This window comes from Mycolicibacter heraklionensis (assembly GCF_019645815.1).
GTDB classification, from domain to species: domain Bacteria; phylum Actinomycetota; class Actinomycetes; order Mycobacteriales; family Mycobacteriaceae; genus Mycobacterium; species Mycobacterium heraklionense.
On the sequence record NZ_CP080997.1, the window covers coordinates 4,824,299 to 4,839,626 of the forward strand.

The 15,328-nt window shown below is 69.1% G+C and carries 7 protein-coding genes; 5 read left to right on the top strand and 2 right to left on the bottom strand.

Going from position 1 to position 15,328, the window contains the following annotated elements; all coding sequences use genetic code 11:
• Nucleotides 1-142 precede the first annotated feature (142 nt).
• The 5 genes from K3U94_RS22435 to K3U94_RS22455 all read left to right on the top strand — a co-directional run bounded on the left by K3U94_RS22435 (nucleotide 143) and on the right by K3U94_RS22455 (nucleotide 12,163).
• A complete protein-coding gene (locus tag K3U94_RS22435; protein ID WP_220695080.1) occupies nucleotides 143-1,996 on the top strand; it encodes a galactan 5-O-arabinofuranosyltransferase in 1,854 nt (617 codons plus the stop codon).
• A complete protein-coding gene (locus K3U94_RS22440) occupies nucleotides 1,993-5,202 on the top strand; it encodes an arabinosyltransferase domain-containing protein (RefSeq protein ID WP_230987660.1) in 3,210 nt (1,069 codons plus the stop codon). The genes K3U94_RS22435 and K3U94_RS22440 overlap by 4 nt, the downstream gene beginning before the upstream one ends.
• A 135-nt stretch (nucleotides 5,203-5,337) precedes the next feature.
• A complete protein-coding gene (locus K3U94_RS22445) occupies nucleotides 5,338-5,652 on the top strand; it encodes a hypothetical protein (protein ID WP_220695082.1) in 315 nt (104 codons plus the stop codon).
• An 80-nt stretch (nucleotides 5,653-5,732) separates the two neighbouring features.
• A complete protein-coding gene (locus K3U94_RS22450) occupies nucleotides 5,733-8,987 on the top strand; it encodes an arabinosyltransferase domain-containing protein (RefSeq protein WP_220695083.1) in 3,255 nt (1,084 codons plus the stop codon).
• A complete protein-coding gene (locus K3U94_RS22455) occupies nucleotides 8,984-12,163 on the top strand; it encodes an arabinosyltransferase domain-containing protein (RefSeq protein ID WP_220695084.1) in 3,180 nt (1,059 codons plus the stop codon). Before K3U94_RS22450 ends, K3U94_RS22455 begins: the two co-directional genes overlap by 4 nt.
• Here K3U94_RS22455 and K3U94_RS22460 read toward each other — a convergent pair.
• Together K3U94_RS22460 and K3U94_RS22465 are read right to left on the bottom strand one after the other, a co-directional pair.
• On the bottom strand, nucleotides 12,134-13,651 hold the full coding sequence (locus K3U94_RS22460; RefSeq protein WP_220695085.1) for an MFS transporter: 1,518 nt from the start codon (nucleotides 13,649-13,651) through the stop codon (nucleotides 12,134-12,136). The two genes, K3U94_RS22455 and K3U94_RS22460, sit on opposite strands and share 30 nt — an antisense overlap.
• Nucleotides 13,652-13,914: 263 nt before the next feature.
• Nucleotides 13,915-15,201, bottom strand: coding sequence for a PE-PPE domain-containing protein (locus tag K3U94_RS22465; RefSeq protein WP_220695086.1), 1,287 nt, complete (start codon nucleotides 15,199-15,201; stop codon nucleotides 13,915-13,917).
• Nucleotides 15,202-15,328 lie beyond the last annotated feature (127 nt).

Here is a 15,328-nt window from a genome sequence, read left to right on the forward strand (position 1 = left end):
ATGAGTCGCGCCGGTCTCGTGCGTCACACACGTCACGCGGGGGAGGGTTGCGGTGAGTTGCCCACCTTTGCGCGACAACGGTTGTCGCTCAGAGGCGGGCAATCGCCATATATCTCTCGCCGGGTGACAGTTGGGGCTGGTGATGACCGTGCGTAACGCGCTGAACACGGCGGCTCAGATGATCCTGGCCGGCGTCATCGCCGGCGTCGTCGCGGTGGTCGCGCTGCTGGCGATCGCCCGGGTCCAGTGGCCCGCGTATCCGTCGTCGAACCAACTGCATGCGCTGACCACCGTCGGGCAGGTTGGCTGCCTGGCCGGGTTGGCCGTCGCCGGGTGGGCCTGGCGGCGCGGCCGACGTGCCTTGGGCTGGCTGGCCGGCGTGGTGTTCACCAGCGCGTTCTCGGTGGTGACGCTGGCGATGCCGCTCGGGGCCACCAAGCTCTACCTGTTCGGCATCTCGGTGGACCAGCAGTTCCGCACCGAGTACCTGACCCGGCTGACCGACAGCCCGCGGCTTGCCGACATGACCTATCTCGGGCTGCCGCCGTACTACCCGCCGGGCTGGTTCTGGCTCGGCGGGCGGGCCGCGGCCTGGACCGGGCTGCCGGCCTGGGAGATGTACAAGCCGTGGGCGATCACCTCGATCGCCGTGGCCGTCGCGGTCGCGCTGGTGCTGTGGAACAAGATGATCCGCTTCGAATACGCGCTGCTGGTCACCCTCGCCGGCGCCGCGGTGACGCTGGCCTACAGCTCCCCCGAGCCCTACGCGGCGATGATCACCGTGCTGCTGCCCCCGGTGCTGATCCTGACCTGGTCCGGCCTGCGCGCCGGCCAACGCGGCGGCGGCTGGGGCGCGACCGTGGGCGCCGGGATGTTTCTCGGATTCGCGGCAACCTTCTACACCCTGCTGGTCGCCTACACGGCATTCACCGTGGTCCTGATGGCGCTACTGCTGGCGGCCATCCGGCGGCGTTTCGACCCGCTGGCCCGGCTGGCAGTGATCGGCCTGATCGCCGCGGCCATCGCGTCGATCACCTGGACGCCCTACCTGCGCCAGGCGCTGCACCACCCGGCCGGCGAGACCCGCAGCGCCTTCCACTACCTGCCCGGTGACGGCGCCGAGCTGAGCTTCCCGATGCTGCAGTTCACGCTGCTCGGGGCGCTGTGCCTGCTGGGCACGCTGTGGTTGGTGGTCCGGGCCACCAAGTCGACCCGGGCGGGTGCGCTGGCCATCGGCGTCGTCGGCGTCTACCTGTGGTCGATCCTGTCCATGGTGTCGACCCTGGCCCTCACCACGCTGCTCAGCTTCCGGCTGCAGCCGACGCTGACGGTGCTGCTGGCCACGGCCGGGGTATTCGGCTTCGTGGAGGGCGCCCAGGCACTCGGCCGGGCCGCGCAGGGCTGGCACACCATCGTGTACCCGGCCGCGACCGCGGTGGGACTGGCCGGGGCGCTCGCGTTCAGTCAGGACATTCCCGAGGTGCTGCGGCCCGACATCACCGTCGCCTACACCGACACCGACGGCCACGGCGACCGCGGCGACCGGCGCGCACCGGGCGCGGCGAAGTACTACGAGGCCGTCGATGCCGCTATCACGCAAGCCACCGGCAAGCCGCGCGACGAGACCGTCGTGCTCACCGCCGACTACAGCTTCCTGTCCTACTACCCCTATTGGGGCTTTCAGGGGCTGACGCCGCACTACGCCAACCCGCTGGCGCAGTTCTCCGCGCGCGCCGCCGCGATCGAGGCCTGGTCCAAGCTCGAGACCGCCGAGCAGTTCACCCGCGCGCTCGACGACTTGGCGTGGCCGGCGCCGACGGTGTTTCTGATGCGGTCCGGCGCCGGTGACACCTACACGTTGCGGCTGGCCAAGGACGTCTACCCCAACCATCCCAACGTGCGGCGCTACACCGTGGAGCTCGATGCGGCCCTGTTCGCCGGGCCGGCGTTCCACGTGCAGAAGATCGGCCCGTTTGTGCTTGCCATCCGCACCTGACGGACGCCGTTGAGGACACCGATAGCATCTGGTCCGTGACCGATACGCGCGCCGACTACCGGATCGCTCGGGCTGTCGCCGTCGTCGCCGGTGTGCTGGGCACCCTGCTGGCGATCCTGACCCCGTTGTTGCCGGTCAAACAGACCACCGCCGAACTCAACTGGCCGCAGAACGGTACGTGGGCCAGTGTGCAGGCACCGCTGATCGGCTACGTCGCCACCGATCTCGACATCAGCGTGCCGTGTCAGGCCGCGGCCGGGCTCACCCCGGCCAGGTCGGTGCTGCTGTCCACGGTGCCCAAGCAGGCGCCCAAGGCCGTCGACCGCGGGTTACTCATCGAACTCGTCAACGACGACCTGGTTCTGGTGGTGCGCAACGTGCCGGTGGTGGTGGCGCCGCTGACCCAGGTGTTGAGCCCGGCCTGCCAGAAGCTGACCTTCACCGCGCACGCCGACCGGGTCACCGCCGAGTTCGTCGGCCTCAAATACGGGCCCAACGCCGAAAAGCCCGGCTCGCCGTTGACCGGGACCCGCAGCGGCTATGACTTCCGGCCGCAGATCGTCGGTGTCTACACCGACCTGGCCGGCCCGGCGCCCGCCGGACTGGATTTCACCGCCACCGTCGACACCCGCTTCTCCAGCGCGCCCACCCCGCTCAAGCTGGCCGCGATGATCCTCGGGGTGGCGCTGACGATCGCCGCGCTGATCGCCCTGCACATCCTGGACACCGCCGACGGCACCCGGCACCGGCGCTTCCTGCCGGCCCGCTGGTGGTCGGCTTCGCCGCTGGACGCGCTGGTCACGTTCGTCCTGGTCTGGTGGCATTTCGTCGGCGCCAACACCTCCGACGACGGCTACATCCTGACCATGGCCCGGATCTCCGAACATGCCGGCTACATGGCCAACTTCTACCGCTGGTTCGGTACCCCGGAGGCTCCGTTCGGCTGGTACTACGACCTGCTGGCGGTGTGGGCACACGTCTCCACCACCAGCATCTGGATGCGACTGCCCACCCTCGGCATGGCGCTGGCCTGCTGGTGGCTGATCAGCCGCGAGGTGATCCCCCGGCTGGGTCACGCCGTCAAACACAGCCGGGCTGCCGCCTGGACCGCGGCCGGCATGTTCCTGGCGTTCTGGCTGCCACTGAACAACGGTCTGCGCCCCGAGCCGATCATCGCGCTCGGCATCCTGGCGACCTGGTGCTCGGTGGAGCGGGCGGTGGCCACCAGCCGGCTGCTGCCGCTGGCGATCGCCTGCATCATCGGCGCGATGACGTTGTTCTCCGGTCCGACCGGGATCGCGTCGATCGGTGCGCTACTGGTGGCGATCGGCCCGCTGCGCACCATCCTGCACCGGCGCTCCAAGCAGTTCGGGCTGGCGCCGCTGCTGGCGCCGATCGCGGCGGCGGTCAGCATCACCACGATCGTGATCTTCCGGGACCAGACCCTGGCCGGTGAGATCGAGGCCAGCACGCTGAAGTCCGCGGTCGGGCCCAGCCTGGCCTGGTTCGAGGAGCACGTCCGCTACGAGCGGCTTTTCCTGGCCACCCCCGACGGCTCGGTGGCGCGCCGGTTCCCGGTGCTGGCACTGGGCGTCGCGCTGGCGGTGTCGGTGGCGATGGCGTTGCGCAAGGGCCGGATTCCCGGCACCGCGGCCGGACCGAGCCGGCGCATCATCGGGATCACCATCATCTCGTTCATCGCGATGATGTTCACGCCCACCAAGTGGACGCACCACTTCGGTGTGTTCGCCGGCCTGGCCGGGTCACTGGGTGCGCTGGCCGCCGTCGCGGTGAGCGCCGCGGCCATGCACTCAAGGCGCAACCGGACGCTGTTCACCGCGGTGGTGCTGTTCATCACCGCGCTGTCGTTCGCCAGCGTCAACGGCTGGTGGTATGTCTCCAACTTCGGGGTGCCGTGGTCGAACGCCTTCCCCAAGTGGCATCTGGCGTTCGCCACCATGGGCGTGGCGCTGACGGTCTTGGCGGCGCTGGTGGCGGCCTGGTTCCACTTCGCCAACGGCGCCGAGCGGACACCGCGCTGGACGGCACTGTCCGGTTACCCGCTGGCCATCGCGTCCTGGGTGCTGATCGTGTTCGAGGTGGTGTCGCTGACCGCGTCGATGCTCGGCCAATACCCGGCCTGGACGGTGGGCCGCTCCAACCTGGGCGCGCTGACTGGCAAGACATGTGGACTGGCCGACGACGTACTCGTCGAGCAGGACCCCAACGCCGGACTGCTCGAGCCGGTCGACACCCCGGTTGCCGACGCCTTGGGCGCGACGTTCTCGGTCGGGTTCGCGCCCAACGGGATCCCCGCCGACGTCACCGCCGACCAGCTGATCGGTCCGCCCGGGTTGGGCCGGCTGGCCGACGACGACGCACAGGTCGCCGGCGGCGAGGCCGGCACCGAGGGCGGCGTCACGTCCGGCGAGGGGATCAACGGCTCGCGGGCCCGGCTGCCCTACAAGCTGGACCCGGCCCGGGTCCCGGTGCTGGGCAGCTGGCGCCCAGGCATTCAGGTGCCCGCGCTGCTGCGTTCGGCCTGGTATCGGCTGCCCGCCGACCGGGCCAACGCCGGGCCGCTGCTGGTGGTGACGGCCGCGGGCCGCTTCGACCGCGGCGAGGTCACCGCGCAGTGGGCCACCGAGTCCGGCGCGGGCGGCACCGTGGAATTCGGTGACATCGGCGCGGTCCCGGCATGGCGCAACCTGCGCGCACCCATGTCGGCGATCCCGGCCGAGGCCACCCGCATCCGGCTGGTGGTACGCGACGACGACCTGGCCCCGCAACACTGGATCGCGGTGACGCCGCCGCGCGTCCCGCAGCTGCGCACCCTGCAGGAAGTGGTGGGCTCGGAGGACCCGGTGCTGCTGGACTGGCTGGTCGGCCTGGCGTTCCCCTGCCAGCGCCCGTTCGGGCACCAGAACGGGGTGACCGAGGTGCCGAAGTGGCGGATCCTGCCGGACCGGTTCGGCGCCGAGGCGAACTCCCCGGTGATGGACAACAACGGTGGCGGCCCGTTGGGCATCACGGAGCTGCTGGTGCGCGCGACCACGGTGCCCAGTTATCTGAACCACGACTGGTTCCGCGACTGGGGCGCCCTGCAGCAGTTGACGCCGTACTACCCCACGGCCACGCCTGCGCATCTGGATCTGGGGACCGCTGTGCGCTCCGGGCTGTGGAGCCCGGCACCGCTGCGGCACTGATCTGCGTCACCGATCTCACTCTTCCGCCACCCGCCTCACTCGCCCCATCCGTCACCGGACCCGAGGTGTGTGGCAGTTGCCCGCCTTTGCGCGACAACGGCCACCGTGTCGGACCGCGGTGCCAGGGTTCGCCACATGACGAACCGGAAGCCGCTGCGCGGCATCGAACTGCGTTACGTACTGACCCACTACCTGCAGCATCACGGAACGTGCAGCATCGGCGAACTGGCCGCGGAGCTGGACTCTCGGGGCTTCGCTGTCGCGGGCCGGCCGTCGAAGGCGATCTCGGACGCCCTGCGCTGGGAACGCGGGCGCGGCCGGGTGTTCCGACGCGGCCGGGGCCGCTACGGGCCCGCCTCGATGCCACGCAGCACCGAGCACCGAATTCACCAGCGGGTGATGGCGCTGCGGGCCGAGGCGGCGCATGACCCCCGCCGCAACCCGACATAACGTGGGTTGTCGCTCAAAGCCGGGCAACTCTGTCGTATGGTCCGCCGCGGCGCCGACGCGGTCGCCTAACATCAGGGCTCGTGTCCTCCACCTACGACCAGCCCAAGCAGCGTTATCGGATCGCACGGCTGATCGCGGTGGTGGCCGGCGTCACCGGCGTGCTGCTGTGCGGCATCACCCCGCTGCTCCCGGTCAGACAGACCACCGCCACCATCGCCTGGCCGCAGGGCGTCGACGCCGACGGCCACGTCACCGACGTCACCGCTCCGCTGGTGTCCGGTGCGCCCCGCAGCCTGGACATCACCATCCCCTGCTCGGCAATCGCGACCCTGCCGGACAAGGGCGGCCTGGTGCTGTCGACCGTGCCGGCCGGCGGAGTGGACGCCACCGCGCACGGCCTGTTCGTGCGGGCCAACAAGGCGAGCGTGTTCGCCGCCTACCGCGACCACGTGGCCGCGGCCACCCCCCGGAGCAAGCTCGCCGACTGCAGCGAACTGCACCTGTGGGCCGGGGCCGGCGGGGTCGGCGCGGATTTCGTCGGCATCCCCGGCGCGGCCGGCACCCTCCCCCCGGAGAACAAGCCGCAGATCGGCGGGATCTTCACCGAACTGGAGATCGGCCCCCAGCCGGGCCTGAACGCCCGCATCGACGTCGACACCCGGTTCATCACCGCACCCACCGCCCTCAAGAGCGCCGTGATGGCGCTCGGGGTGCTGGCGGTGCTGGCCTCGATCGTCGCGCTGGCGGTACTGGACGGACCGCGACGTCGGCAAGCCAGATCCAAGGTCCATGCGGTGACCCGACTCGCCGACGTCGGCGTCATCGGCACCCTGGCGCTGTGGCACGTCATCGGCGCCATCTCCAGCGACGACGGCTACAACCTCACGATGGCCCGCAACGTCGCGCATGCCGGCTATGTGGCCAACTACTACCGGTTCTTCGGCACTACCGAGGCCCCGTTCGACTGGTACCCGGCGCTGCTGGGCCAGTTGAGCACGGTCAGCACCGCCGGGGTGTGGATGCGGCTGCCCGCCACGCTGGCCGGCATGGCCTGCTGGCTGATCATCAGCCGCCGCATCCTGCCGCGGCTGGGCCGGCTGTCCGGCAACCGGGTGGCGGTGTTCACCGCCGCGGCCATGTTCGCGGCGGCCTGGCTGCCGTTCAACAACGGCCTGCGCCCCGAGCCACTGATCGCGCTGGGCACCCTGGTGGTCTGGGTGCTGGTGGAACGCACCATCGCCACCCGCCGGCTGGTGCCCACCGCGTGCGCGGTCCTGGTCGCGGTCTTCACCGTCACGCTGGCTCCGCACGGGCTCATCGCGCTGGCTCCGCTGCTGACCGGCTCCCGGGCCATCGAGGCGGTGATCCGCAAGCGCCGGGCCGCCGACGGGCTGGTCGCTCCGCTGGCGGTGCTGGCCGCGGCCGCCTCGGTGATCGCCGTGGTGGTGTGCCGGTCGGCGACCCTGGCCGCGGTCGCCGAATCGGCCCGGATCAAGTACGTGGTCGGTCCGACCATCGCCTGGTACCAGGAGTTCCTGCGGTATTACTTCCTGACCGTCGAGGAGAACGTCGACGCCTCGCTGACCCGCCGGTTCGCCGTGCTGGTGCTGTTGTTCTGCATGTTCGCCATGCTGGTGGTGCTGCTGCGGCGCGGCCGGATCAACGGGGTGGCCAGCGGCCCGGCCTGGCGGCTGATCGGCTCGACCGCGGTGGGCCTGCTGCTGTTGACGTTCACCCCGACCAAGTGGGCGGTGCAGTTCGGCGGGTTCGCCGGGCTGGCCGGGGCGCTGGCGGCGCTCACCGCGTTCACGTTCGCCCGGGTCGGGCTGCACAGCCGACGCAACATGACCCTGTATGTCACCGCGCTGCTGTTCCTGGTGGCCGTGGCGACCTCGGGTGTCAACGGGTGGTTCTACGTCGGCGGCTACGGGGTTCCGTGGTTCGACATCCCGCCGGTGATCGCCAGCAAGCCGGTGACGTCGATGTTCCTGGCGGCCTCGATCGCCACAGGTCTGCTGGCCGGCTGGCAGCACTTCCGGCTGGACTACACCGGGCACACCGAGGTGACGCCGACGCGGCGCAACCGGATCCTGGCGTCGACGCCGCTGCTGGTGCTCGCCAGTTTGATGGTGCTGCTGATGGTGGGCTCGATGGCCAAGGCCGCCGCCGGCCGCTACCCGGCCTATACCACCGCCCGAGCCAACATCGACGCTATCCGTTCCGGACTGTCCAGCTGCGCCATGGCCGACGACGTGCTGACCGAACCCGACGTCAACGCCGGTCTGCTGCAACCGGTTCCCGGCCAGAAATACACCGAGCTCGGCCCCCTCGGTGGTTCCGACCCGTACGGCTTCGACCCCAACTCCGTCGACGACGACCTCACCTCGCTGGCCGTCATCGCCAAACCCGGTGTGCCCAACGCGGATGCCTCCCCCAACAAGCCCAGCGCCAACCAGAGCGACGCGGCGGGCACCGCCGGCGGCAAGATCCCCGACGACGCCCCCGACGGGGTGAACGGCTCCCGGGTGGCCCTGCCCTACGGTCTGGACCCGGCCGTCACCCCGGTGCTCGGCTCCTACAAAGAGCAGGTGGCCGCACACGCCACCTCGGTCTGGTACCGACTGCCGGAACAGTCGGCGGACCGGGCACCGATTGTCGTGGTCAGCGCTGCCGGAGCCATCTGGTCGCACGGCGAGGACGGCAAGCTCGACTACGGCCAGCCGCTGAAGCTGGAGTGGGGCACCAGTAACCCCGACGGCACATTCACCGCGCGCGGGGAGGTGGAGCCGATCGACATCGGGCCGCAGAACTCCTGGCGCAACCTGCGTTTCCCGTTGGCCTGGGCGCCGCCCGGCACCGACGTGGTGCGCATCGTCGCCAACGACCCGAACCTGTCCACCGAGCAGTGGATCGCCTTCACCCCGCCGCGGGTGCCGGTGGTCAAGACCATCAGTGAGTTGATGGGCTCGCAGACCCCGGTGCTGATGGACATCGCCGTCGCGGCGAACTTCCCGTGCCAGCGGCCGTTCACCGAGCACCTGGGCATCGCCGAGCTGCCGGAGTACCGGATCATGCCCGACCACAAGCAGACCGCGGCGTCGTCGAACCTGTGGCAGTCGGCCGAGGACGGTGGACCGTTCATGATCACCCAGGCCATGCTGTGGACCACCACCGTCCCGACCTACCTGCGCAATGACTGGTATCGCGACTGGGGCGCGGTGGAGGCCTATCACCGACTGATCCCCGCGAAGGCCGCGCCCGACGCCGTCATCGAGCAGGGCACCGTCACTGTGACCGGCTGGAGCCGGCCCGGACCGATTCGAGCACTGCCATGACGCCGCCTGTGACCGACCGTGACCTCAAACTGACCCGGTGGGTGGCCGTCGTCGCCGGCCTGGTGGGCTTCCTGCTGTCGGTGGCCACCCCGCTGCTGCCGGTGGTGCAGACCACCGCCACGCTGAACTGGCCGCAGCACGGTGAGCTGGGCAGTGTGACGGCGCCGCTGATCTCCCAGACCCCGATCTCGATGTCGGTGAAGGCGCCGTGCGCCTTGGTGCGCCAACTGCCCGCCGAGGGCGGCACGCTGCTGGCGACCGCGCCGGCCAAGGGCAAGGACGCCGCCCTCAACGGGCTGTTCATCACCGTCACCGAGAAACGGGTGGACGTCACCGACCGCAACGTGGTGCTGGCCACCGCACCGCGGGCCAAAGTGGAAGGCCCCGGCTGCACCGACATCGAGGTCACCTCGTCGCACGCCGGAACCTTCGCCACCATCGGCGGGATCACCCAGCGCTACGGCTGGCCGGACCCGAACCTGCGCCCGCAGATCGTCGGGGTGTTCACCGACCTGGCCGGCCCGGCGCCGCAAGGTCTTTCGCTGACCGCCGACATCGACACCCGGTTCTCCACCAAACCGACGATGCTCAAGCGGGCCGCGATCTACGCGGCCATCCTCGCCACCGTGATCGCGGTGCTGGCGCTGTGGCGCCTGGACCGCCTCGACGGCCACCGGATGCACCGGCTGATCCCAAGCCGCTGGCGGTTCTTCTCGCTGGCCGACGTGGCGGTGGTGTTCGGGTTCCTGCTCTGGTACGTGATCGGGGCGAACTCCTCCGACGACGGCTACATCCTGGGGATGGCCCGGGTCGCCGACCACGCCGGCTATATGAGCAACTACTTCCGCTGGTTCGGCAGCCCGGAAGACCCGTTCGGCTGGTACTACAACCTGCTGGCGCTGATGACGCACGTGTCCGACGCCAGCATCTGGATCCGGCTGCCGGACCTGGTCGCCGGGCTGGTGTGCTGGCTGCTGCTCAGCCGTGAGGTGCTGCCCCGGTTCGGCCCGGCGGTGGCGGCCAGCAAGCCCGCCCTGTGGGCGGCCGGAATGGTGCTGCTGGCGGCCTGGATGCCGTTCAACAACGGCTTGCGGCCCGAGGGGATCATCGCGGTCGGGGCGCTGATCACCTACGTGCTGGTGGAGCGGGCGATCATCTCCAGCCGACTGACCCCGGCGGCGCTGGCGATCATCTGCGCGGCCTTCACCCTGGGTATTCAGCCGACCGGGCTGATCGCGGTGGCCGCGCTGCTGGCCGGTGGCCGGCCGCTGCTGCGGATCCTGGTGCGCCGTCACCGCATTCACGGCACCTGGCCGCTGGTGGCGCCGCTGCTGGCCGCCGGCGCGGTGATCCTGACCGTGGTCTTCGCCGACCAGACCATCCGAACCGTGTTGGAAGCCACCCGGGTTCGCACCGCGATCGGTCCCAGCCAGGCCTGGTACACCGAGAACCTGCGTTACTACTACCTGATCCTGCCCACCGTCGACGGCTCGCTGTCGCGGCGGTTCGGCTTCCTGATCTGTGCGCTGTGCCTGTTCACCGCGATGTTCATCATGTTGCGGCGCAAGCGGATCGCCGGGGTCGCCAGCGGCCCGGTGTGGCGGCTGATGGGCGTAATCCTGGCGACGATGTTCTCGCTGATGTTCGCCCCGACCAAGTGGGTGCACCACTTCGGGCTGTTCGCCGCGGTGGCCGGAGCGATGGCGGCACTGACCACGGTGCTGGTTTCGCGACAAGTGGTGCACTGGTCGAGAAACCGAATGGCATTCGCCGCAGCCGTGTTGTTCATACTCGCGCTGTGTTTCGCCACCACCAACGGCTGGTGGTACGTCTCCAGCTATGGCGTGCCGTTCAACGCCGACATGCCGCGCATCGGCGGAATCACCGTCAGCACAATCCTGTTCGCCATGTTCGCTGTGGCGGCCGGCTGGGCGGCCTGGCTGCACTTCGCGCCGCGTGACCGCGGCGAGGGCCGGCTGGCCCGGGCGTTGACCGCCGCGCCCGTTCCGGTGGCGGCCGGTTTCATGGTGTGCGTGTTCGTGGCCTCGATGGTGGCCGGGATCGTCCGCGAGTACCCGACCTACTCCAACGGCCTGGCCAACGTGCGGGCGTTCGTGGGCGGCTGCGGGCTGGCCGACAACGTGCTGGTGGAGCCCGACCCCAACGACGGCGCGCTGACGCCGCTGCCCGGCGAGTACGGCGAGCTCGGACCACTGGGCGGGGTGGACCCGGTCGGCTTCACCGCCAGCGGGGTACCGGAGAAGGTGGTGGCCGAGTCACTGCGGATGCCGATCACCCAGCCCGGCACCGACTATGACTGGGACGCCCCGAAGAAGTTGAAGACGGCCGGGGTCAACGGCTCGACCGTCCCCTTGCCCTACGGACTGGACCCGGCCCGGATTCCGTTGGCGGGCAGCTACAGCACCGACGGCCAGCAGGAGTCCAAGCTGACGTCGGCCTGGTACGCCCTTCCTTCTGCCGATGACGGCCACCCCTTGGTGGCAGTGACCGCGGCCGGCACCATCGCCGGCAACAGCGTGCTGAAGGGCTACACCACCGGCCAGGACGTGCAGCTGGAGTACGGCGTCCCCGGGCCCGACGGCGCCCCGGTGGCCGCCGGACGGCTGGTGCCTTACGACCTGTTCGGCGAGTGGCCGCGGATGTGGCGCAACCTGCGCTACCCGCGCTCGCAGATCCCGGCCGACGCCGTCGCGGTACGCATTGTGGCCGTGGACAAGTCGCTGAACCCGCGGGACTGGATCGCGTTCACCCCGCCGCGACTGCCCGAGGTGAAGACCATCCAGGAGTACATCGGCTCCGACAAGCCGGTGCTGCTGGACTGGGCGGTGGGCCTGGCCTTCCCGTGCCAGCACCCGATGCTGCACGCCAACGGGGTCACCGAGGTGCCGCAGTACCGGATCACCCCGGACTACAACGCCAAGAAGCAGGACACCGACACCTGGCAGGACGGGGTCAACGGCGGGTTGCTGGGCATCTCCGACATGCTGCTGCGCGCCCACGTGATGGCCACGTACCTGAACTACGACTGGGGCCGGGACTGGGGCTCGTTGCGTCAGTTCGACGTGATCACCCCGGCCACGCCGGCGGAGTTGGACCTGGGCAGCGCCACGCGTTCGGGCTGGTGGTCACCGGGCCAGATCCGCATCAAGGCCTGACGGGGCACCCCCCAACCCGCGAGCGTGCGCGTCTGTGCACGACACGCCGGGTGAAACCGGCATTTTGCGCACGCTCGCGGGCAGGGCCAACGGCTGCGTAGCCATCACCTCCGCCAGCTCTCGCTCCAGTTCGCCCTGCACTCCGGGGATCCCGGTACCGCGCAGTGAGCACCCGCGGGTCTCCGGCAGGAACCGCAACGCGACCAGCCCGATCACCGCGGCGACCACCAGGTACACCGCCGGGAAAAGCTGCCATCCGGTGTGCTCGATCACCGAGTCCGCCAGCACCGGTGCGGTGCCGCCGAAGACCGCGACCGCGGCGTTGTCGGCGATCGCGAATCCCGCATAACGCACCTGGGTGGGGAACATCGCCGGGAACGTCGCCGCCACCGTTGCCAGCGGCGCGGCGAACAGCACGCTGAGCACCGTGAATCCCACCAGCGCGAAGGCGAAGCCCTGCCCCATCAGCCAGTACATCGGCAACGCCAGCACAGCGAACCCGACCAGCGACCCGCGCCACAGCGGCTTGCGGCCGATCCGGTCCGACCAGGCACCCGCGAAGGGTATGCAGGCCATCATGGCCAGCTCCCCGACCAGCACCACCGCCGTCCTGCTGCGTTCGTCAAGTCCGGCGGAGGCGTGCAAGTAGGTCGGTTGGTAGGTCACCAGGGTGTAGTCGATGATGTTCAGCGCGACCAGCAGCGCGAAGGTGACCACGATCGGTCGGGTGTAGTTCGTCAGCAGGTCGACCAGTCGGTCCCAAGCCGATCCCTTGATCGCATCGCAGGCGACGCACTCGGCGAACACCGGCGTCTCCGGCATCCGACTGCGCAGGACCAGCCCCAGCACCCCCAGCGGCAGGGCCAACAGGAACGGGATACGCCAGCCCCAGGCCGCCATCTGCTCGTGGCTGAGCATCGCCTCCAGGGCCAACACCACGGCACTGCCGAGAACGAAGCCGCCGACGGCGCCGAACTCCAGGAAGCTGCCGTAGGTCCCGCGTTTGTCATCGGGCGCGCTTTCGGCCATAAATGTTGCGGCGCCGCCATATTCGCCGCCGGTAGAGAAGCCCTGCACCACCCGCAGGGCGATCAGCAGGCCTGGCGCCCACCAGCCCGCTGCGGCGTAGGTGGGCAAGACACCGATCAATGTCGTCGCCACCGCAATCAGCAGAATCGTCGCCACCAGGACCGACTTGCGCCCGAACCGGTCCCCGATCGGGCCCCAGATCATGCCGCCCAGCGGCCGCAGCACGAAAGAGACCGCGAACCCAAGCATCGTTCCGAGGTTGCCCAGCGTGTCCGGAAAGAACGCTTCGGTCAGATAGGTGGCCACGACGGCGTAAACGCCGTAGTCATACCATTCGGTTGCGTTACCGATAGCCGATGCTGTAATTGCCTTGCGCAGCAGTCGTTTATGTTCATCTGGAGCGCTCCGCGGTTTCCGCGTGACCGGCGCCGACGGCCTCGCCGGCAGCAGTAGACTCATCGCGCCTCGCCGCTAGGGCACACGCTGCCAGTACACACGTCGTCCCCCTCGTCAGCCTCCGACGATTCGCACGGCGATCCGGGCAGCCGGAAACACGTTCCGGCCCCGTACAATTGGAACCTCGGCGGCTAGCCCATCATGGGATCGCCTGGGGTAAACGATAATTGGTTTGCAACAGAAGTGACTGGTGTTGCTGAAGCGTTACGCAACACTTACCCGCCTGAGACCGCCGGCCGGCGTTCCGGGCACGGCGGCGAGGGCCGCTAGGCCTGAGCTTCCCAGTAGGACGGGTCCAGGTACTGACCGACCAGCGATTCCCACATCAGGTTCGTCAAGCTGTTGAGCATGTCCTGCGCATCCGCACCTTCGGCCAGGCCCACGCCATCCCCTGCTGCCAACAGTGGCGCCAGCGCAGGGTTGTCGAGCATGTCGACCACCTCATAGGTAGCCGGGTCGAAGATGTCGGCAACGAAGGCGCTCCAGCCGGTCTGCGCCGCCACCGCCAGCGCAGCGTTGACCTCGGTCCAGTCGATGTTCGGCTGATCCATCGTGAACATCGTCGGCTGGTCGGGAGAGCCCTCGTTCCACCCGTTCTCGATGCTGCCGTAGCCCAGATTCACCAGGATCCGCATGCTTGGTTCCATCAAGTCGTACAACGGCTTTCCAGTCACCGGAACGAACAGCAGCGGATACAGCAGCGGCAGGTACTCGCTCTGAATCATGTAAGAGCTGACCAGGCTGTCGGGGTCTGAATCCAGCAGAATCGCGCCCTCGATCTGCTCGGGAGTCAGGCCGAGGTAGGCGATGTGCTGGATGGCCATACCCATAACGGCGTTGAGATCGGCGAAGATGTTGCTGACGTACCGCGGGAAGTCCGCGTAGCCGTCGTACTCCAGGGTGTAGATGCTGGTGGGGTACAGATCGTGGGGCGTCGGGTTGCCGAGGGTGACCTCGCTCTGCCCCATGGCCTCGACGATCTGAGGCATGTTTTCGAAGCCGACCAGCATCCCGCCGTTGGGGTTGGCCGAATTACCGATCAACACGAAGTGCACCGCAGAACTCGGCACGCCGGCGTCGTCGAGCTGCTGCATTGCCAAAGTCGTGAGAGCAGCGCTCTGCGAGTAGCCGAATACCGTCACCGGGTGATCGGCGTCGACCTGGCCATCCGCGATCAGAGCCTGCACCCTGTCGGCCAGAATCTCCGCCCCCCTGGCCAAGGACTTGTCCAGAACGTAAGCCTCCTCGGGTGTGGTCAGCACCTCGAGTTCACCGGCGAAGCCGCGCGGCTGCAGGAACAGTTCATTGACCGTGTCGGCGAACTGCTGGCTCGGCGTGGGGATCATGCTGGGGCCCATGATCAGCGCGATGCCGGAGTCGGCGAGGGAGCCGACCTCGGCGGCGGACAGCAGCACCCCGGTATGGCCGGGAGCCGAGGTCAGCGAAGCGATCTGGGGAGCACCGGCGATACCGACAACCAGCGCGGCGGCGGCCAGTGCAGCTCGCAGGCCGGGCTCGCAGTGGGTGGACCGTGCCGCGACTGCATCAAACATCCAGGATTCCTCGCCAGATTCTCGAGGCCGCCACATCAGTGGGGCGTTGCCGAACCTGGATGATTTCAATCACACTCTGTTATGTCAAATTCAGGTTCACTATCCTGGAAACGCGCCCTCACCAGGA